The organism is Shimia aestuarii, from assembly GCF_900114635.1.
Lineage (GTDB): Bacteria > Pseudomonadota > Alphaproteobacteria > Rhodobacterales > Rhodobacteraceae > Shimia > Shimia aestuarii.
Map to the genome: position 1 here is coordinate 45,315 of NZ_FOTQ01000001.1, position 19,957 is coordinate 65,271.

The 19,957-nt window shown below is 61.7% G+C and carries 21 protein-coding genes and 1 riboswitch; of the genes, 6 read left to right on the forward strand and 15 right to left on the reverse strand.

Annotated features, from left to right (window positions below):
* Nucleotides 1-7 precede the first annotated feature (7 nt).
* The 9 genes from BMZ35_RS00240 to ybeY form a co-directional block, all read right to left on the reverse strand.
* The gene (locus tag BMZ35_RS00240) at nt 8-541 is read right to left on the reverse strand and encodes a hypothetical protein (protein ID WP_093089954.1); all 534 of its coding nucleotides are present in this window, start codon (nt 539-541) and stop codon (nt 8-10) included.
* The gene (gene aroA / locus BMZ35_RS00245) at nt 538-1,890 is read right to left on the reverse strand and encodes a 3-phosphoshikimate 1-carboxyvinyltransferase (RefSeq protein WP_093092409.1); all 1,353 of its coding nucleotides are present in this window, start codon (nt 1,888-1,890) and stop codon (nt 538-540) included. Before aroA ends, BMZ35_RS00240 begins: the two co-directional genes overlap by 4 nt.
* A gap of 90 nt (nt 1,891-1,980) precedes the next feature.
* Nucleotides 1,981-3,045: an amidohydrolase family protein gene (locus BMZ35_RS00250; protein WP_093089955.1), complete on the reverse strand. Its 1,065-nt coding sequence runs from the start codon at nt 3,043-3,045 to the stop codon at nt 1,981-1,983.
* A 57-nt stretch (nt 3,046-3,102) separates the two neighbouring features.
* Entirely contained in the window at nt 3,103-3,816 is a 714-nt protein-coding gene (gene trmB, locus BMZ35_RS00255) for a tRNA (guanine(46)-N(7))-methyltransferase TrmB (RefSeq protein ID WP_207502856.1), read from the reverse strand.
* A 62-nt stretch (nt 3,817-3,878) separates the two neighbouring features.
* Nucleotides 3,879-4,739 (reverse strand): bile acid:sodium symporter family protein, encoded by an 861-nt coding sequence (locus BMZ35_RS00260; protein WP_093089957.1) that lies wholly within the window; start codon nt 4,737-4,739, stop codon nt 3,879-3,881.
* A gap of 160 nt (nt 4,740-4,899) precedes the next feature.
* On the reverse strand, nt 4,900-6,081 hold the full coding sequence (gene metK, locus BMZ35_RS00265; RefSeq protein WP_093089958.1) for a methionine adenosyltransferase: 1,182 nt from the start codon (nt 6,079-6,081) through the stop codon (nt 4,900-4,902).
* Between the two features lie 4 nt (nt 6,082-6,085).
* A riboswitch (SAM-SAH riboswitch) is annotated at nt 6,086-6,135 on the reverse strand.
* A 36-nt stretch (nt 6,136-6,171) separates the two neighbouring features.
* Entirely contained in the window at nt 6,172-7,680 is a 1,509-nt protein-coding gene (gene lnt / locus BMZ35_RS00270; protein WP_242654661.1) for an apolipoprotein N-acyltransferase, read from the reverse strand.
* Nucleotides 7,670-8,563 carry a hemolysin family protein gene (locus BMZ35_RS00275; protein ID WP_093089960.1) on the reverse strand — a complete coding sequence of 298 codons (894 nt, stop codon included), beginning with the start codon at nt 8,561-8,563 and terminating at the stop codon, nt 7,670-7,672. The genes lnt and BMZ35_RS00275 overlap by 11 nt, the downstream gene beginning before the upstream one ends.
* Nucleotides 8,564-8,596: 33 nt before the next feature.
* Nucleotides 8,597-9,097: an rRNA maturation RNase YbeY gene (gene ybeY, locus BMZ35_RS00280; RefSeq protein ID WP_093092411.1), complete on the reverse strand. Its 501-nt coding sequence runs from the start codon at nt 9,095-9,097 to the stop codon at nt 8,597-8,599.
* 110 nt (nt 9,098-9,207) lie between these two features.
* On the opposite strand from ybeY, the gene BMZ35_RS00285 reads away from it, so the two are divergent.
* Nucleotides 9,208-10,035, forward strand: coding sequence for a hypothetical protein (locus tag BMZ35_RS00285; protein ID WP_093089961.1), 828 nt, complete (start codon nt 9,208-9,210; stop codon nt 10,033-10,035).
* Entirely contained in the window at nt 10,035-10,679 is a 645-nt protein-coding gene (locus tag BMZ35_RS00290) for a Fe2+-dependent dioxygenase (RefSeq protein ID WP_093089962.1), read from the forward strand. Before BMZ35_RS00285 ends, BMZ35_RS00290 begins: the two co-directional genes overlap by 1 nt.
* Nucleotides 10,680-10,682: 3 nt before the next feature.
* Here the strand turns inward: BMZ35_RS00290 and BMZ35_RS00295 are convergent, their stop codons facing one another.
* The 4 genes from BMZ35_RS00295 to miaB form a co-directional block, all read right to left on the reverse strand.
* Nucleotides 10,683-11,705 carry a PhoH family protein gene (locus tag BMZ35_RS00295; protein WP_165609976.1) on the reverse strand — a complete coding sequence of 341 codons (1,023 nt, stop codon included), beginning with the start codon at nt 11,703-11,705 and terminating at the stop codon, nt 10,683-10,685.
* A gap of 148 nt (nt 11,706-11,853) precedes the next feature.
* The gene (locus BMZ35_RS00300; RefSeq protein ID WP_093089964.1) at nt 11,854-12,150 is read right to left on the reverse strand and encodes a hypothetical protein; all 297 of its coding nucleotides are present in this window, start codon (nt 12,148-12,150) and stop codon (nt 11,854-11,856) included.
* An 11-nt stretch (nt 12,151-12,161) separates the two neighbouring features.
* Nucleotides 12,162-12,677 carry an OmpA family protein gene (locus tag BMZ35_RS00305; RefSeq protein ID WP_093092413.1) on the reverse strand — a complete coding sequence of 172 codons (516 nt, stop codon included), beginning with the start codon at nt 12,675-12,677 and terminating at the stop codon, nt 12,162-12,164.
* Between the two features lie 291 nt (nt 12,678-12,968).
* Entirely contained in the window at nt 12,969-14,294 is a 1,326-nt protein-coding gene (miaB, locus tag BMZ35_RS00310) for a tRNA (N6-isopentenyl adenosine(37)-C2)-methylthiotransferase MiaB (RefSeq protein ID WP_093089965.1), read from the reverse strand.
* 110 nt (nt 14,295-14,404) lie between these two features.
* Here miaB and BMZ35_RS00315 point away from each other — a divergent pair, with 110 nt between their 5' ends.
* Entirely contained in the window at nt 14,405-15,274 is an 870-nt protein-coding gene (locus BMZ35_RS00315; RefSeq protein ID WP_093089966.1) for a glycosyltransferase family 2 protein, read from the forward strand.
* 3 nt (nt 15,275-15,277) lie between these two features.
* The gene (locus BMZ35_RS00320; RefSeq protein ID WP_093089967.1) at nt 15,278-15,688 is read left to right on the forward strand and encodes a GFA family protein; all 411 of its coding nucleotides are present in this window, start codon (nt 15,278-15,280) and stop codon (nt 15,686-15,688) included.
* Between the two features lie 26 nt (nt 15,689-15,714).
* On the opposite strand, the gene BMZ35_RS00325 is transcribed toward BMZ35_RS00320, so the two are convergent.
* Both BMZ35_RS00325 and irrA read right to left on the reverse strand, forming a co-directional pair.
* Nucleotides 15,715-16,701 carry an NADPH:quinone reductase gene (locus tag BMZ35_RS00325; RefSeq protein ID WP_093089968.1) on the reverse strand — a complete coding sequence of 329 codons (987 nt, stop codon included), beginning with the start codon at nt 16,699-16,701 and terminating at the stop codon, nt 15,715-15,717.
* An 84-nt stretch (nt 16,702-16,785) separates the two neighbouring features.
* A complete protein-coding gene (gene irrA / locus BMZ35_RS00330; RefSeq protein WP_093089969.1) occupies nt 16,786-17,202 on the reverse strand; it encodes an iron response transcriptional regulator IrrA in 417 nt (138 codons plus the stop codon).
* Between the two features lie 180 nt (nt 17,203-17,382).
* Between irrA and fabA the strand changes: the two genes are divergently transcribed.
* The gene (gene fabA / locus BMZ35_RS00335) at nt 17,383-17,892 is read left to right on the forward strand and encodes a bifunctional 3-hydroxydecanoyl-ACP dehydratase/trans-2-decenoyl-ACP isomerase (RefSeq protein ID WP_093089970.1); all 510 of its coding nucleotides are present in this window, start codon (nt 17,383-17,385) and stop codon (nt 17,890-17,892) included.
* Nucleotides 17,893-18,140: 248 nt separating this feature from the next.
* Complete coding sequence (locus tag BMZ35_RS00340) at nt 18,141-19,718, forward strand: oleate hydratase (protein ID WP_093089971.1); 1,578 nt, start codon at nt 18,141-18,143, stop codon at nt 19,716-19,718.
* Nucleotides 19,719-19,957: the final 239 nt, after the last annotated feature.

Genomic DNA, 19,957 nt, shown 5'->3' on the forward strand with positions numbered 1-19,957 from the left:
CGGCAGGTCATCCCCGCCAGCCGCGCCTGTTCTTACCGACATTGAAGACGATCATGACCGACAAAAGCGCAAAAGCAACCAAAAGCGTGACAAACTTTGACACGGTATAGCTGCTTGCCAAAAGTACCATCTCATCGGTGATCTGCGTCGCCCCAAGGCTCAGCATCTCGGATACCAGCGCGTTTTCGCACAGGTCCATCACCACAAAACTGCCCGGCACCACCATCAGAATGACCCGGCTCCAGGCGTGCACGTTGCGCGTCAGCCCCCATAGGGCCCAACCTAGCCAAAGCCCCATGAGCGCGGGAAAGACCGTGTCGATCAGGCGCAGCCTTCCCGCATAAAGCCGGGCCGCTGCTTCGGGCAAAGCTTCAAGGTAAGCCGTTGATTCAAAATAGGTATACCCAAGCATCCGAAGGTCAAACGGTTGCATGGGCGGATCACCAACCACAAGGTGGTTGAGGCCAAGCGTCACCAGCACAGCATAGGTCACAACCGTGACCACGCTCAGCAGGGAAAACGACTTGGCGTAACGGCTCACCGATCGGACCTCACAACATCTGCTCCAAGGCTGGCCATAAGCGGTTCGAAGATCGGGAAGGACGTGGCAATCGGACTCCCGTCATCCACGCTCACCGGGTTCTGTGCGGCCATGCCCATTACCATGAAAGACATCGCGATCCGGTGGTCGAGATGGCTTTCACAGGTGCCGCCGCCCGGCACATTGCCATGGCCCAGCCCCTTGACGATCCACCAATCCTCGCCTTCCTCAACCTCAACTCCGTTCAGCCGTAACCCCTTGGCCATAGCATCAATCCGGTCGCTTTCCTTGACCCGAAGCTCCTTGACCCCCTTCATGACCGTGTCGCCTTTGGCAAAGGCCGCGACCACGGACAGAACCGGGTATTCGTCAATCATCGACGCGGCGCGCGCCGGATCGACCTCGATCCCCTTGAGGTCGGGCGAAAACTTCGCGCGCAGGTCCGCCACCGGCTCGCCGCCCTCTTCGCGTTCGTTTTCATAAGCCAGGTCCGCGCCCATCTCGCGCAGCGTGGTGAACAGCCCGGCGCGCGTCGGGTTCAATCCAATATTGGGCACCAGCACATCCGATCCGGGCGTGATGATCGCCGCACAGACCGGAAACGCCGCCGAAGAAGGATCACGCGGCACGGCAATGGTCTGCGGTTTCAACTCGGGCTGCCCGGTGAGCGTGATCACCCGGCCTTCCTCGGTTTCCTCAACGCTGATCTCTGCGCCAAACCCGGCCAGCATCCGTTCCGTATGGTCGCGCGTGGCTTCCTTTTCGATCACGACCGTCTGTCCCGGCGCGTTCAACCCCGCCAAAAGCACCGCCGATTTTACCTGGGCCGAGGGCATCGGCACTTCGTAGCGCACCGGCACCGGGTCCGCCGCGCCCACGATGGTCATCGGCAACCGCCCGCCCGACCGCCCGACCGACTGCGCCCCGAAAAGCGCGATCGGGTCCGTCACCCGCGCCATGGGCCGCTTGTTGAGGCTCGCATCCCCGGTAAAGGTCGCCGTGATCCCGCTCGTGGCCATCGCCCCCATGATCAACCGCACACCCGTGCCCGAATTGCCGCAATCAATCACGTTCTCGGGTTCGGCAAAGCCGCCTACGCCCACGCCATGCACCGACCAGTTGCCACCGCCATGGTCCGTAACCTCGGCCCCAAAAGCACGCATCGCCTTGGCTGTGTCCAGAACGTCTTCGCCTTCCAGCAGGCCGAAAATTCGGGTCTCCCCCACCGCCATCGCCCCAAGGATCAACGAACGATGCGAGATCGACTTGTCACCGGGGACATTGGCCTCGCCCGTGAGCGGGCCGCAGGGTCGGGAGGTCATTGGGATCGGGGTGCCGTGGCCGGACATTTCGCGCATTTCCTTCTTGGGTCGTTCCTTCGCTGTTAGCGCAACAACAGCCATGCGTCCATGGCGCGATTTGCCCCGCCGCGCGAAACCCTAGGCGGTCCGCCCCGTCAGCCATTCGACGGGGTTCTTTTCGGCAATCTGGCGGAACACCTCCTCGCCCAGCGCATTACGCAACCGGAAACACACCGCCTTCTCGCTCAGGCTCTCCTGCCGCGTCATGTAATAGTCCGAGCCAAACAACACCCGCCGGCGCAACCGCTCCCCCTCTTCGCTTTCATCCAAAAGGAACAGGCGCAGGAACGGGATGTAGTCGTCAAAGTGAAACAGAGTATAGGAGATATCGGTCCACAGGTTTGGCCACTCCCCCGACCCGATCATATGCCGGATCTGCCGTTGCCAGTTTTCCTTGGCGGGCAAGACCTCGCCATTGGCATAGGCACGCCAGTCCTTCTGCCCACCGAAATGCGCCAGACACAACCGCATGTCGGGAAAGGCCCGCATGACCTCCTTGTAGGCAAAGGGCCGCGTGTATTGATCTGCCTTGTAGTCACACACATGCCGTCCCTGCGCCCCGCCGCGCGAACAATGGGTCATCACCGGCAAACCGCGCGCCTGCATCTCGGGATACACGTCCCGCATCAGGTCCGGGTGATCCGGGGCAAAGCCAAGGCGCGGATAGATCTTGAGCCCCTCAAAGCCAAGCTCCCGAATGGCCCGCAGCCCCTCGTCCACGCTGCCTGCATGCGCCGGGTTGACCGTGGCAAAGGGAATGACCGTGCCTTCGTGATCAGGATGCCTGGCCAGTGCGGCCAGCTCGTCATGCTGCGCCTTCAGTCCCGCCTGCGGCCTGCCAAACCCCACCCCTTCCATATCCATCGGAAGGACAACAAAGCGCGTATTGTACGGGTAATGCCGCTTCACCAGTTCCAGCAATTCGCGCTGATGCTTGTGGCCGCTCTCCTCGACAAACCGATAGAGCCGATCCAGCGTGTCCGCCGTGGGATGCTGCCCCAGCATCCGCGCAAGCCCCGCCAAGGCCCGCACCAGATGCGGCGATTTGCGAAACAGCCGCGCCAGCGGAAACGGGAAGTTGCGCGGCACATGCGCCGCGGTAAACGTGTGGATGTGGCAGTTGACGATCTCGATGTCGGACAAGGTAAAAGCCTTTCACGCAAAATACACCCTCAGGTTGCGCGAGAGGCCACCCCGAAATCAAGTCTTTCTGAACGTGAGGTAGTGCGGCGTGCGCCCCTCGCGAAATGCCTTTTGCTCATATCGCGTCGAAATCCAGTCGCCCCACGGCTCGCGCCAATCGGCAGGCGCTTCGGCCAGCCATTCGAACCCGTGGCGCGGCACCTGTTCAAGCGTCTGGCGTACATAGTCGGGAATATCCGTGGCAACCCGGAAAATCGCCCCCGGTTTCAGAACCCGCGCCAGCGGCTCAAGGTGTTCCGGCGTCACGAAACGACGGCGATGATGGCGTTTCTTGGGCCAAGGGTCAGGATAAAGCAGGAAGGCCCGCGCGATGCTCTGGTCGGGCAACACGTCAAACATGTCGCGTACATCGCCGGGATGCACCCGGATATTGTCCGCCCCGGCGTCCCGGATCTTGCCGAGCAGCATCGCCACGCCGTTGATATAGGGCTCACATCCGATGATCCCCACGTCCGGATTCGACACCGCCTGATGCACCATGTGCTCACCGCCGCCAAACCCGACCTCAAGCCAGATATCGCGCTCCCCGAACAATCCTTTCAGGTCGATCTTCTCGCGGTCGGGGTTGCTCTCCCAATCCACCTTGCCGGGCGCCAGCTTTTCGAGGTCCGCATCAAGAAACTCTTCCTGGCTTTTACGCAGCCCCTTGCCCTTGAAACGGCCATAGAAGTTGCGCCACGGGGCGCCCGAGGGGTGTTTGTCGCTTGGCATCGGCTCTTTCCTTTGTCGCGGCATGGGCTTTGCCCAAAGCCTGCGCCGGGGTCAAGCCCGCCTCAGGACTTTCCGAAAATCGCGCGCAGCACGAACATGCCGGGAAGGGTCACGATATACATCGTGATCCCGTAAAGCGCGGCAGGCACCGCATACTCCGGAATTCCCCCGCTCTGCGCCACCAACCCGGCCACCGTGATGCCCAAAGCCGCATTCTGCACCCCCATCTCGATCGAGATACACAGCCCGTCGCCTCCACCCAGCCCCAATACTCGTGCCAACAGAATACCAAGGATCAACAGGACCACGTTGATCGCCACAAGAAGCGGACCCAACCGGCCGATATTGGCCACGAACAGATCCCAGTTGGTGATCAGCGCCGCAAGGACGATCACCACGAACAACACCACCGCAACCACCGACACGGCGCCTTCGGTGCGCTCGGCGAAATCTGACGCGACAAACCGCATCAAAAGCCCGATCAGAACCGGCACGGCAGTAATGGCAAACATCGAAAACCCGATCGCCGACACGTTGATCACCGGCGCATCCGCCCCGAGGAACACACCCGATGCCCACCCTACCAGAACCGGCACCGTCAGAACCGACAGCAGGCTGACCACCGCTGTCAACGTTATCGAAAGCGCCACCGTCCCCCCAGCCAGCTTGGTCAGGATATTCGACGTCACCCCACCGGGGCAAAAGCTCAGGATCATCACCCCGAAGGCCAGCGCCGGCGGCAGGCTGAAGGCCTGCAACAGCACAAATGCCACCACCGGCACCAGAACCACCTGACCAAGCATTCCCACGAGAACGGCGCGCGGCATGGACAACACCCGGCCGAAATCAGCGAATGTCAGCCCGTAACCAAGAGAAAACATGATGAAAGCCAGCGAAAGTGGCAAAGCAACGTCGATCAACATGGCGCGGTTTCCTCCCTGTTCGCAGGCATCAGGTTTGCACAGGCCAGCAAAAAGGCCAAAGCTTTCCCTCGCGGAAGGCTTTGGCCCTGTCTTTTGATCGTGACGGTACCACGCGATTTCGAAATCGCGTGACAAGGCTATTGCAAAAGCCCTGCCCGCCTCAGACTGCCGCTTTCAGCGCCTCGACCAGATCGGTTTTTTCCCAGCTGAACCCACCATCCGCATCCGGTTCGCGCCCGAAATGGCCGTAGGCCGCAGTGCGCTGGTAGATCGGCTTGTTCAGCTCAAGATGTTGGCGAATGCCGCGCGGAGAAAGGTCCATGACCTGCCCGATTGCCTTTTCGATATCCGCCGGGGCCACGTCTCCCGTGCCATGGGTGTCGGCATAGATCGACAGCGGCTGGCTCACGCCGATCGCATAGGAAAGCTGGATGGTGCAGCGCTCGGCCATGCCTGCCGCAACCACGTTCTTGGCAAGGTAGCGCGCGGCGTAAGCCGCCGAGCGGTCCACTTTCGTCGGGTCCTTGCCCGAAAATGCCCCGCCCCCGTGCGGTGCTGCACCGCCATAGGTGTCGACGATGATCTTGCGGCCCGTCAGACCTGCGTCTCCATCCGGTCCGCCAATCACGAACTTCCCGGTCGGGTTCACATGCCAGACCGTGTCCGCACTGATCCAGCCTTCGGGCAGGGTTTCGCGGATGTAAGGCTCTACCACGGCGCGCACATCATCCGAGGTCATGCTCTCGTCCAGATGCTGCGTCGACAGCACGATCGAGCTCACGCCCACCGGTTTGCCTTCGCGATAGACCACCGAAAGCTGCGATTTTGCATCCGGGCCCAGCGTCGGCTCGGCGCCCGATTTACGCACCTCGGCGAGACGGCGCAGGATCGCGTGGGAATACTGGATCGGGGCCGGCATCAGTGCCTCGGTCTCGTTGGTGGCGAAGCCGAACATGATGCCCTGATCGCCCGCGCCTTCGTCCTTGTTTTCGGCCGCGTCCACCCCTTGCGCGATATGCGCGGACTGCTCGTGCAACAGGTTGGTCACTTCCACGGTTTCGTGGTGGAACTTGTCCTGCTCGTAACCGATATCCTTGATACAGGCGCGCGCGATCTCGTCGATGCGGCCCATATATTCATGCAGCTTGTCCTTGTCAGACAGGCCCACCTCGCCCCCGATGACCACGCGGTTGGTGGTGGCAAAGGTTTCGGCCGCAACCCGCGCTTCGGGCTCCTCGGTCAGGAACGCGTCCAGCACGGCGTCGGAAATGCGATCGCACACCTTGTCGGGATGCCCTTCCGAAACGCTTTCGGAAGTGAAAATATAGCTCTGTCTGCTCATGAAATGCTCCGTTATTTCACAAGTCGCCACGCCAGGAAGCCGTTGTGACGACGAATATCCACAGCGCCATACGCGCCTGCCCGGATCAGGTCAATCGCTTTCGCGGCGCGCACGCCGCATCAACCATACGCTAAGGATTGCCAGCAACACCGCCAGCGGCCAATCCCCCATGCGCGCATAGGGCGTTTTGGCGCGTTTCGCAGGCAACGCGACGTCCAGAAACCCGTCCTCGTTAAGTGGCAGACTCGCGATCACCTTCCCGCGCGCATCGATCATGGCCGACACCCCGGTATTGGCGGCACGCACCATCGGCAGGCCCTGTTCGATGGCCCGCATCCGCGCCTGTGCGAGATGCTGGTAAGGCCCCGAGAAATTGCCGAACCACGCGTCATTGGTGATCTGCAACAGGAATTCGGGCCGTTCCGGCGCACCGTTCACGTCCTGCGGAAACACCGCCTCGTAACAGATCAATGGCAGCGCCTTGCCCAGCGGCCCCAGATCCATTAGCTGCGGCCCCGGCCCTGGCGAATATCCCTCGCCATGCTGGCTTGCGAACCCGCGCAGGCCAAACCGGCTCATCAGGTCGCCCAACGGCACGTATTCACCAAACGGGACCAGGTGGTGCTTGTCATAGATGTCCGTCACCGCGCCCGTGCCGTCCATCAGCACCGCCGAGTTATAGACCCGTTCGCCCCCCACCCGGTTGATGCCCAGAACCACCGGCACACCTTCGGCGGCCTCCGCGATCACCGCCAGCGTGTTGGTCGCCCGCCCCAGCAATGTCGGCACCGAGGTTTCTGGCCACACGATCAGATCGGGGCGCGGCGCGCCCAGCCGCGTGAACAGGATCGACCGGTCAAAGAACCGCCCGATATGTGCCGGGTCCCATTTCTGGTGCTGCGGCGCATTGGGCTGGATCAGTCGGATCACCGGAGCGTCGGGCGCCACTGTGTCTGCTTCGGGCGCGGGCAGTACCATCAACGCCAGCGCAACAAGGCTGCTCCCCCCGGCCCCGATCCGGACCACGCCGCCTTGTGCCGCCCCCGTTGCCAGACCACAGGCCAGCGCGAACACCAAAAGGTTCAGCCCATGCGGCCCGATCCATGCGGCGAGCTGCCCGGTGAAACTGTCCACCAGCACATAGGACGGCATCCCCCACGGGAAACCGCCAAAAAGATAGGCGCGCACCATCTCGGCAAGGGTCAGGAAAACCGCCACCGGCCAGACTGACCGCCCGATCCGCCTTGCGCCCAAAAAGGCCACAGCCCAGAACAGCCCCAGCCCCACGGCCATGAACAGGATCGCAAAGGGCGCCATCCAGCCATGGCGCACCGGGTCCACGAAGAACGGCTCGACGATCCAGTGGATCGACACGGCGAAATAGCCCGTGCCAAGGCCCCAGCCCTGCCACCATGCCTGCCGCGCCGATCCGCTGCGCCCTAGCGACCAGACCGCAAACGCCAATCCCGCAACCGTCAGAAACCACAGGTCAAACGGCGGGTGGCCCAGCCCGGCCACCGCCCCGGCACCCGCCAACATCAGGAAATCCTGCCAGAAACGCGCACCGGTCTGCCAGCGCGCGCGTCTCTTACTCGTCACGCTGCGCCCCGCTGGGCAGGATCACCCGCAGCCGCTTGATCCGGCGGGGGTCTGCGTCAATCACTTCGAACTCCACCCCGTCGGGCAATTCGACAACCTCGCCCCGTGCCGGGACATGTCCGCACAACATGAAGACCAACCCGCCCAGCGTATCGACCTCTTCGTCATCCACCTCGTCGTGATGGGTCAGCGACCGCCCGATGGCGGCTTCGAACTCATCAAGCGGCGTCTTGGCCAGCGCGATATAGCTTCCCGGCTTGTCCTCGGTCCAGAGGTCGGCCTCATCGACATCATGCTCGTCCTCGATCTCCCCAATCACCTGTTCGATCAGGTCCTCGATGGTGACGAGCCCGTCCACACCGCCATATTCGTCGATCACCAGCGCCATGTGGCGCCGCTCGGCCTGCATCCGCGTCAGCAGAACGCCGATCGACATCGAAGGCGGCACGAACAGGAGCGGGCGCAACTCTTCGGTGATCTCGAATGCGCCACCCGAGCCGTTGAACCCATGGCGCAATGCGAAATCCTTGAGGTGCACAAAGCCGATCGGTGTGTCCAGCGTCCCCTCGTAGACCGGCAGCCGCGTCAACCCGCTTTCACGGAACAGCTGCACAAGATCATCCCTGGTAATGCTGGTGGGAACGGCAACGATATCCGCCTTCGGAATCGCCACGTCCTCGACCCGCATCCGGCGCAGGTTGATCATGCCATGCGTCTGCGTCACAGGGGCCTTGGGCGCCTCTGGCCGCCCCTCCGGGCTTTCGGGTTCGGGGGTGTCTGCAAAAAACAGGCGGCGCAAAAAGCCACCCTTGTTCGTCGGTGTCTGGCCTTCCGGCTGCGCGCCAAGCGCTGCGTTAGAAGACCCGTCGGTACTGTCGCCCATCGGTCCTTTCCATCGGGGATACGCCCCTTGATCCTATGTATATGGGTCAGCGATCCCTATCTTGCCAAGTATCGCCGTTTCAAGCCCTTCCATCAAAGTGGCATCTTTGTCACGCACGTGATCATATCCCAGTAGATGTAACAGACCGTGCACAAGCAAATGCGTCACGTGCGCCTCAAGCGGTTTTTCGCCCGCCTCGGCCTCGCGCGCACAGGTTTCCCAGGCAATGGCGATATCCCCAAGCTCTACCGGCATGCCCGGCAATCCCGGCTCCGGCAGGTCCGGCATATCCCCGTCCTCCGCCGCGCCGCGTTCCTCGCTGGGCCAGCTCAACACATTTGTCGGCACCGGCTTGTCCCTGAAATCCCGGTTCAGCTCGGCAATCCGCGCATCGTCGCACGCCAGCAGCGCCACCTCGACCCCTTCGGCGGCGATCCCAAGATGACGCAGCGTTTGCGTCATCGCCCGATCCGCCAGCCGCTCAAGCCCAAGCGCCTGCCAGCGCTCATCTTCATAAAGAATATCCACGTTCATGACCTGACCATATCGCGGCCAACATCCCGGCAACAGTCGAAAAAACCGTTGACAGAACCCGGCGCAAACCATATTCCGACAAAAACAGTCGGAATTTAGGAGCCCGCGACATGACAGACGAAAACACCCCCCGCACGACAAGGCCACGCAAGTGGTCTCTGGCAGGGACCGTGGCAGCGACCGCGCTTGCGGCAGCCCATCCCGTGGTTGTGACAAGCCTTGCCGCCACCACCGGCCTGCACGCCAGCGCAGCCCAAGCCAGTGAGGGCGGCGAGGCCGGGGAATCCGGCGAAGCCGGTGTGGAACTGAGCGAAGGCCCCTCTGCCTTCCTCACCCAGCTTGGCTATTTCGAAGGCACCTACCGCATTATCTCCCGCCTCTATCTTGACGGCGAAACCAATGCGGCGCGCGCCCATATGGAAGAAAGCCACCACGCCTTCTACGACGACATCGAGGACGCGCTCCAAGCCTATGGCGCTCCGGGATTCCGAGCGGAAGACGCCGCCTTTGTCGCCGCCGTGCGCGACGGCGCGGATGCCGACACCGTTCGGAAAGCCTTTGACACCCTGCACGAAGCGATCTCGCTCAACGCGGCGGCGGCAGATGCCTCGCTGCGCGACCAGATCCTGTCGCTCAAGGATCTCGTCGCGCTGGCCGCCGCCGAATACGAGGGTGGCGTCGCCGGGGATGGCGCCATCGACATCGCCATCGAATACCGCGACAGCTGGGGATTCTACGATGTGGCCCGCGCCCGTGCTCGGGCCATGGTCGACTCAGGCACGCCCGATGCCGTCAAGGCGGGTCAGGACGTTCTGGACCAGCTTGACGGGGCCGAAGCGCTTTATCCCGGCCTTCTGACCGACAAGGCCAGCACCGATCCGTCACAACTGACCGTCGCCACCGGCTGGATCGAGATCATCGCGTTGAGGCAGGACTGATGCCCATCGTGCTGAGCGATCTGCTGACGCCGTCAGCGGCAGAGGTTCTCTCTGCCGCTGCGGCGCAACTGCCTTTCGAAGACGGCGCCCGCACCGCCGGGTCCGTCGCCCGCGCGGTCAAAGACAATGAACAGGCGGCCAATGTCCCCGAGACCCGTGCCGTGACGGAAAAGATTCAGGCCACGCTGCTCTCCCATCCCGGGTTTCAGGCCGTCGCCTATCCCCGCCAGTTTGCGCGCCTGATCGTCAGCCGCACATCCGGGGGAGGTCAATATGGTGATCACGTCGACAACGCCCTGATTGCGGGGCAACGGGCAGACGTGTCCTTTACCCTGTTCCTGTCCGACCCCGACACCTATGACGGCGGTGAACTGGTCATTGGCGACCGGATCGAGGACCGCCAGTTCAAGCTCGACAGGGGCGAGGCCATCGTCTACCCGTCCAACACGCTGCACCGGGTCAACCCGGTCACGCGCGGCGCGCGGATCGTGGTGATTGGCTGGGTGACAAGCTGGGTCCGCGACCCGGCCCAGCGCGAAATCCTGTTTGATCTCTGGCGCGCGATCAACACCACGGACGATCCGGCCCAGCAGCAACTCCTGTCGAAATCCCGCAGCAACCTGATCCGCATGTGGGCGGGCTAGGCGTTATCCCTGCTTGGCGGCGTCGGCCTTGTCATAGGCCTTGATAATCGCCGCCACCAGCGGGTGCCGCACCACGTCCTCGGCGGTGAAATAGTTGAAGCTGATGCCCTTGATCCCCTTCAAAAGGCTCTCGGCATCGCGCAATCCCGATGGCACCCCGCGCGGCAGGTCGATCTGGCTGCGGTCGCCGGTGATCACCATGCGGCTGCCCTCACCCAGCCGGGTCAGGAACATCTTCATCTGCATCGTGGTGGCGTTCTGCGCCTCGTCCAGCACCACGAAGGCATTCGACAGGGTCCGCCCCCGCATGAAGGCCAGCGGCGCGATCTCGATCTTCTTTTCCTCGATCAACTTGGCCAGCTGCTTGCCCGGCAGGAAATCATTCAGCGCGTCATAAAGCGGCTGCATGTAGGGATCGACCTTGTCCTTCATGTCCCCCGGCAGATAGCCCAGCTTCTCCCCCGCCTCGACCGCCGGACGGCTCAGGATGATCCGGTCCACATGCCCCTGGATGAACATCGACACACCCACGGCCACCGCCAGATAGGTCTTGCCGGTGCCTGCCGGGCCGATGCCAAAGGCCAGTTCGTTGTTGAACAGCGACATGACATAGGCGCGCTGCGCATCTGTGCGCGGCTCGACCAGCTTCTTGCGGGTCTTGATCTCGACCGATCCGCCCTTGAACATCTCAAGCTGATCGCCGTCACGGGTGCCAGTGCCCTGTTCCGATCCACCCATGCGGATTTCCCGGTCGATATCGCCGCTTTCCACCGATTTTCCGGTCTCAAGCCGCTCGTAAAGCGCTGTCAGAATCTCGGCCGCCTCAGCGCGGGCCGGGTCCTCGCCATGAATCGCCAGCTGGTTGCCCCGGCGCAGAATCTGCACCCCGACCTTCTGTTCTATATCTGCAAGATTGCGATCGTATTCCCCGCAAAGGTCTATCAGCAAACGGTTATCCGGGAACTCAACCAGCGTTTCGGCGGGCTGTTCGGATGCGGGCGGTGGGGTCATTGCGCCAATGGCCAATCAAGTCTCCTGACACGATAGAGTCGCTTTACCCTGATCGTGCCAAGATGCGGGGGCGCACGCAAGCGCCCGGCGATGAATTTTCCATGACCGCAGGAAAAAGACCGCGCACCAAAGGTACGCGGTCCCAAAAATCATGCGGTGCGGATCAGATCTGGTCCTTGACCGGCGAACCCTTCTTGAACGGCCCGGTCGCCACACCCGGAGGGGCAGCACCGGAACAGACCGGCTTGCCATAGGGATCCAGCCGCTGCGACAGATAGCCTTCGAACCCGTCGTCGATGATCCAGTGGTCACAGCCGTTCGGGTCAACCCAGATCCCGGCCTTGAGCTGGCTCAGATGCTTGCTGTCCCAGCCCCGGTCCACGGTCTTGTCGACCTTGTTGTCACAGGCGGCAACCCCGGCAGCCAGCGAAAGAAGGAGAACACCCTTGATCAGTTTCATGTCGTTTCTCCTCAGCGCAGACAGATGATTTCGACACGGCGGTTCTGGGCCATGCCCGACGCCGTGCGGTTGGTCGCGCGCGGCATGCGTTCGCCATATCCGCGTACATCGACAACACGCGCCCCGGACTCGCGCGCCACCTTGGCCACCGCGTTGGCACGGTTATAGCTCAGGCGCATGTTGTATTCGTCGCTTGCGCGGCTGTCGGTGTGACCGGCAATGATGAACGCCGAGGCTGTTGCGGTTTTGAAGAACTCGCTCAGACGCTGGCGGTTGGCGCCGTTGATGTAATACTTGTCGGTCGCAAAGAACTGGTCCGAGTTCATCACGCCACAGACATTACCCCGGCGGCAGACCGGAATGCCCTGGCGGTTCACGTGCGGGGTCATGTACCCCTCTGCACCATCATCCATGACCCAGTGTTCGCACCCGTCCGGATCGACCCAGACTGTCGGTACGTATTCCTGCCCCAGCACGGTGCGCTGGTTCTGTGCCGCGACCGGCTGAGGGATTGCCACAATTGCCATGCAGACGGCGGCGATCGCTCCCAATGCGGTCCGGAACGTTTTTCTTCTGTTATCCGCCACAGCGTGTTCCTTTCAATATCCCCCGAAAGCCGATCCCGTGAATCGTTTTCGAAATCAAGACCTTCACCAATGCCAGAAGCTTAGCGAAAATGGTCCTCATGTGAAGGACTATTCACAACATCTGGTAGAGGCGGATTGAAAAAATGGCGAAAATATGGCGCAAATTGGGCATAGCTCCGATGGCGATTTGGCCAATTCCTCGCGGATCAACGGATTGTTTCCGTCCCGGTGTCAATGATCGACCAGAATACCCGCCAGCGAATTCGCACCGCTTTCCACGATTCTCACGCGGGCCAGATCACCGGTTCTGGCGTCGCAATCGGCCACATGCACCGCGTGCAGATACTCGGACTTGCCCACCATCTGCCCGGCCAGCCGTCCGGGGCGTTCAAAGAGCACGCTGACCTCGCGCCCCACCATGCTGTCCTGAATGGCGCGCTGCTGCCGGGTGATCAGAGCTTGCAAGCGATACAGGCGGTCCGAGGCTTCGGCATCATCCACCAACGGGCGCTCTGCCGCCGGGGTGCCCGGGCGCGCCGAGTACTTGAAGCTGAACGCCTGCCCGTATTTCACCTCTTCAATCAAATCCATCGTGTCCTGGAAATCCGCCTCGGTTTCCTCAGGGAACCCGACGATGAAATCGCCCGAGAGCAAGATATCGGGGCGTGCCGCGCGGATGCGCTCGACCAGCCGCAGATAGCTGTCGCGATCATGGCTTCGGTTCATCCGCTTGAGAATCTTGTTGCTGCCAGATTGCACCGGCAAGTGCAGGTAAGGCATCAGTTTTCCGCAAGTTCCATGCGCCTCGATCAGGTCGTCCATCATGTCGTTGGGATGGCTCGTGGTGAACCGGATCCGTTCCAGCCCGTCCACCTTGTCCAACTCCCAGATCAACCCTGCCAGCGTCATGTCCCCCTTGGGTCCGGCCCCGTGATAGGCATTCACGTTCTGTCCCAGAAGGGTGATTTCGCGCACACCGCGCTCAACCAGGTCACGCGCCTCGGTCAGGATGCGATCCACCGGGCGACTGACTTCGGCACCGCGTGTATAGGGCACCACGCAGAAGGCACAGAACTTGTCACAGCCCTCCTGCACGGTCAGGAACGCGGTCGGGCCACGCTTGGCTTTGGGGCGGCTCTTCAGGCGTTCGAATTTGTCCTCTTCGGGGAAATCCGTATCCAGCGCCTTCTCGCCGCCCTGCGTCTTGGCTTCCATCTCAGGCAGACGGTGATAGGCCTGCGGCCCCACCACCAGGTCGACCATGGGCTGACGGCGCATGATCTCTTCGCCCTCGGCCTGCGCAACACAGCCCGCAACCCCGATTTTCAGGTCCGGCTTTTCCGCTTTCAGCCCCTTGAACCGGCCCAGTTCCGAATAGACCTTCTCGGCCGCCTTTTCCCGGATGTGGCAGGTGTTGAGCAGGATCATGTCGGCGTCATCCGGGCTCTCGGTCGTTTCATACCCCGCCCCGCCCATGGCCTCGGCCATACGCTCGCTGTCATAGACATTCATCTGACAGCCATAGGTCTTGATATAGAGCTTTTTCGTATCGGCCATGGATCCGGTCCTGTCGCGGTTTCAGGGCGCTTCCCTACAGCAAAACCGGGGTGGCTTGCAATGCACCCCGAATTAACCGAATCTGACGCAAAATAACGGCGAGGCCGGGCATGCAGTACGATTCCGTTTCACAGTTCCTCCGCACTGGCAAAGTGCACCTCGCCAAGGGGCCGGTGGCGCTGATCTTCGTCGAGGATGACGTCGAGATCGACAGCACCCTGCGCCACCATCTCGACCTTGGGTTCGCCAAGGTCATCGCCTTCATGCCCACGGCCTTCGATCTTGCAGAAGACCTGGCCGAAACCTGCCCCCGCGTCACGATGGACTCCCCGCGTGGCGCGGCCATGCGCGACGCCGTAAACGCAGTTAACGCCGCCGCGCCCGGTCTATGGCTCTATTACTGCTTCAACGCCGAATACCTGTTCTACCCGTTCTGCGAAACCCGCACCATTGGCGAGATGCTGACCTTTCATACCGAGGAACGCCGCGACGCGATGCTGTCCTATGTGGTCGATCTCTATGCCCCCGATCTCGAGGCAGCACCGCACGCGGTCTCGCTCGAAAATGCCCAGATGGACCGCACAGGCTATTACGCGCTGGCCCGGCCCGACCCGGACAACCACAACCACCCCAAGGAACGCCAGCTGGATTTCTTCGGCGGCCTGCGCTGGCGGTTCGAGGAACATATCCCCGCCAACCGCCGCAAGATCGACCGCATCTCGATCTTCCGCGCCAAGGAGGGGCTGCATCTGCGCGATGACTTCACTTTCGATGACGAAGAGTACAACACCTACGCCTGCCCCTGGCACAACAACATCACCGCCGCGGTCTGTTCGTTCCGCACGGCCAAAGCGCTCAAGTCCAATCCGGGCAGCCAGTTCGAGATCCAACAGTTCAAGTGGCACAACTCGGTGCCGTTCGAATGGCATTCCCGGCAGTTGCTCGACCTTGGGCTGATGGAACCGGGACAGTGGTTCTGATCTATGATTTATGACGGTGCTTGCCATTGCGGTTTTGTCCGCTTCCGGGTCGAGGCCGACATTGACCATGTGCGCGTCTGTGATTGTTCCATCTGCCACCAGCGCGGCGCACTGATCTACCGGGTGCCGGATGCGGCGCTCACACTGCTGACTCCCCTGTCCGAGCTGTCGCAGTACGAATGGGGCAGCCGCACCGCCAAAGATTACTTCTGTCCCCGCTGTGGCATCCTGCCCTTTCGCCGCCCCTCCGCACCTACCCGACAGGAACAGGCAGAGGGTGTACAGCCCTTTGATGGATGGGCCATCAACACCCGCTGTCTGCCAGGGTTTGACCCGTCAACGGTGCCCTTGCGCCCCATCTATGGCAGCCGCATCTTGCATGACGACGCATCAAGGCGTTCGGAAACGCCCTGATCAAGCCGCGAATTCTGCGCTCCGGCTCAGAAGGCGACCAATACCGCGCCGACGCGCCCACCGGCTTCGACCATTTCATGGGCCTGAGCCGCCTGTTCCGGCGCAAAGACATGCGGCTCGGGCAGGTGCAGCGACCCATCGCCCAGCGCGGCATGCAGGCGCCGGATCGCCGCGTCACGGGGGCCGACCGGCAGGATGTAGATCAGCACGATATCAAGCGTCAGCGCCTTGAACAGCATCGGCCCAAACGGCAGTTCCGGCGCCATGTCCTTGGCCGATCCATAGATCGCCACCCGTCCGTTGGCCACCATCACTTCGGCCAGCAACGCCGCGTTCACGCCGAACTCGACCTCCACCGCAAGGTCGACTCCGCCACCCTCTGTCGCGCTCAGGATATCCGCCGCTAGGGTCGCGCTGTTGTAAGGCAAAACCACGTCCGCACCGGCATCCCGCACGCGGTCCATGTCGCGCGCGCCGCACGTGGCGATCACCCGCGCGCCGCCCCACTTGGCCAGCTGCACCGCGAGAAAGCCAACCGCACCGCCACCGCCCGAGACCAGCACCGTCTTGCCACCGATATCGCCGCCACCAAACACACAGTGGCACGCCGTCAGCCCCGGAATGCCCAGCACAGCCCCGGTTTCCAGTGATACCCCTTCGGGCAGCCTCAAGGCTTGTGCTTCGGGAAGACAAACATATTCCGCACAGGTGCCGAAAGGGCGCTGCCACTGCCCATTCCAGATCCAGACCGCCTCGCCCACGCGAGCCCGGTCGACCCCTTCGCCCACGGCCTCGATCACACCTGCCCCGTCCGAATGCGGTACGATCACTTCGAATGGCGGCTTGGTTACACCGGGCCGCGCCCCGCCGCGCGCCTTGACGTCCGAGGGGTTCACACCGGAAAAGGCAACCCGCACAAGAACCTCGCCCGGCCCCGGTGCCGGAGCCTCCAGCTCTTCGATCCGCAATACATCACGCGCCGCGCCAAAGGCGCGCCAGGTCACAGCTTTCATGGAAATCCCCCTGAAATCCCCTTGTGTCATTCCTGCGCCATGCTGTCACAGGGTCAGGCAGGGTGCAACGGGATGCTTATGCTCTCAGGTCCTGCGCAGGCGGATCACGACGTCGATCTTGGCGATCTCGGCCCCTTCGGGCGCGTCGGGGAGGCGCGCAATCTGAAGCTGATCCGCCGGCGCATCGGTCAGCTCACGCTCATCTTCCCAGTAGAAATGCGGATGATCCCCGGTATTGGTGTCGAAATAGCTCTTGGCCCCGTCCACCGTGATCTCCTGCATCAGCCCGGCATCACAAAATGCACGCAGCGTATTGTAAACCGTTGCAAGGGAAACGCTTTCCCCGGAGTGGCGCACCAGCGAAAACAGGCTCTCTGCAGTCACATGACGATCCTGCCCGTCACCGACCAGCAACGCCGCCAACGCCACGCGCTGGCGCGTCGGGCGCAGGCCCGCGCCTGCGAGCCACCTGGTTCCGTTGTCGATTGCCTGCGTGTTCATGGCGTGCGCTTTCCGTTTCTTAACAGGTCATATAACCCGCCTGCCCCCCGTTTTTCAATTGAAAATGAGTTGCAAGACCAATCTGTGCCTCCACAGGCGCCTTGCAGGACAGCTTGGCACGGTGTTAGAGGGGGCAGAACGGACTACAGACTATAGAGACTATCAAGAGGGACCATCCGAATGGCCGACTACCCCACGAGCTTTGATAAAGAAGGCCTGCTGCAATGCGCGCGCGGCGAGTTGTTCGGCCCCGGCAATGCACAGCTCCCGGCTCCGCCGATGCTGATGATGGACCGCATCACCGAGATTTCGGGCGACGGTGGCAAACATGGCAAAGGCCACGTGGTTGCCGAATTCGACATCAACCCCGATCTCTGGTTCTTCGACTGCCACTTCCCTGGCAACCCGATCATGCCCGGCTGTCTGGGCCTTGACGGGTTGTGGCAGCTCACCGGCTTCAACCTCGGCTGGCGCGGCTGGCAGGGGCGCGGCTATGCGCTGGGTGTGGGTGAGGTGAAGCTCAAGGGCATGGTGCGCCCGGACCGAAAGATGCTGACCTATTACGTGGACTTCACCAAGGCCGTGCAAACCCGCCGCCTGACCATGGGTGTCGCCGACGGCATCGTCGAAGCGGATGGCGAAGTGATCTACGAAGTGAAAGACATGAAAGTGGCGCTTTCCGAGAGCTGAGGCATCGCCGGATAAACAGCTACAAAAGAGGCCTTTGGGCCTCTTTTTTGTTTTGCTAATGCGGCGAATGGTGGCTTCTAGCCCATCTGTTGCGGATGCTGCATCACACGCGAAAGGGAACTAAGTTCCGGATAAGGGACGTTCGCTGCGCCTGCTCGCTTCAAGGCGCCCTGCCTTGATCTGGGACAACGCCATGCCACGGGCCCTGTGCCATAAGAGCATTGTCCACAACGAAAGGGCCATACGCCATGCCTGCCGACGCACCACAAGTAGTGCACCATATTGTGGGCGGCGGTATTGCCGGGTTGGCAGCGGCCGTATTCCTTGTCCGGGACGCGGGTGTCGAAGGCGAAAGAGTCCGAATTTATGAACAGCTCGACGTAACCGGCGGGTCTCTCGACGGGTGTGGTAACGCTGCGGATGGATACCTGATTCGCGGCGGTCGGATGTTCGAAGAGCATTTCGTTTGCACCTTTGACCTTCTGGACACCATTCCTTCAGTGGACGACCCCAACATCTCCGTCGCCGAGGACATCTTGGCTTTCAATGGCATGGTGACAGGATCCTCCAACTGCCGCCTTGTGCGTGACGGAAAACCGGCTGCGGATCGCTACGACCTTACGCTCGAAGCCCGTGACATCATCGATATCAATCGTTTGATCTTGCATTCGGAACGCAGCCTGGGTTCCCAGAGAATCGACGACTGGTTCAAGCCACCCTTCTTTGAAAGCAATTTCTGGCTGATGTGGTCCACCATGTTCTCGTTTCAGCCTTGGCACGCGCTAAGCGAGATGCGGCGCTACCTGCGCCGGTTCATCCACCTGTTTCCCGGCTTCACCCGGATCGCAGGGATCCTGCGTACTCGGTACAATCAGTACGACTCACTGATCGCACCGATTGTGACCTGGCTGCAAGACAGGGGCGTTCATATCACCACCGGCGCGCAGGTCGTCGATGTGAGGATTGAGGGTGCAAGGCAGGACCGCCGCGTCACCGCTCTGGAGTTTGCAGATGACACTACAGCACCGATAACCAAATCCGATCGCGTCTATCTGACTCTCGGCTCCATGACTGATGCGTCTGTCATGGGTTCAAATAACCGCGCACCATCCTTGGAGGATCGAGAGGGCGGCGCCTGGGCGCTTTGGCGCAAGCTCGCGGCGCAACATAAAGGCTTTGGCCATCCCGAGGCGTTCTGCAGCAACACCGGCAAGACCGCATGGCACTCCTTCACCGCCACCCTGGATGGTCCGGATTTCTTCGAGTTCATGGAGGATTTCACCAGCAACCGGACCGGAACCGGAGGACTTGTCACCTTTGCCGAGTCTGCCTGGACCCTTTCCATCGTGCTCTTTCACCAGCCCCACTTCCGCGGTCAGAAACATGGCACTTACACGTTCTGGGGCTATGGGCTGCGGGGTGAACGTTCTGGCGATTTCGTGCACAAACCCATGTGGGAGGCCACGGGTGACGAGATCATCTCCGAGCTCTCCTGTCATTTGAAGCTGAACAAAGCGCAAAAGGCATGGTTCAATGGCGCGCGCGTACTGCCCTGTCGGATGCCGTTCATTACCAGCCAGTTCATGCCGCGCCGCCCAGGGGATCGTCCCGATGTGCGCCCGATTGGCGCCCGGAACTTCGCGGTGATCGGGCAATATTGCGAGCTGCCACGGGATTGCGTTTTCACAGTGGAGTATTCTGTGCGCTCCGCGCGCGCTGCCGTGTCGAGCTTAACAGGGAGGGTGGACCCGCCGCCGCCCGTGGCACGCACTGACCTCAACCCGATGGTGCTGGCCCGAGCCGCCCGCGTGCTCTTGGGGATGTGATCAACTTGGGTAATTGCCACACACCACAACCGTTGTCTTGAGAAGAAATGCTGCACTGTACTTGAGTGACCTCATTCTTTTCTTCTGCAGCATTGGCGGGACACTGCGAACGGCTTGTGAGAGGCCAAACTACCGCTTTCAAGCTTAGATACGAACGGCAGCCCTGTCCCGCAAAGCTGACATTTGCACGACCATGCTTTCTCTGAGGTTTCAAACCCACATCCTCCCAACCCTCCTTG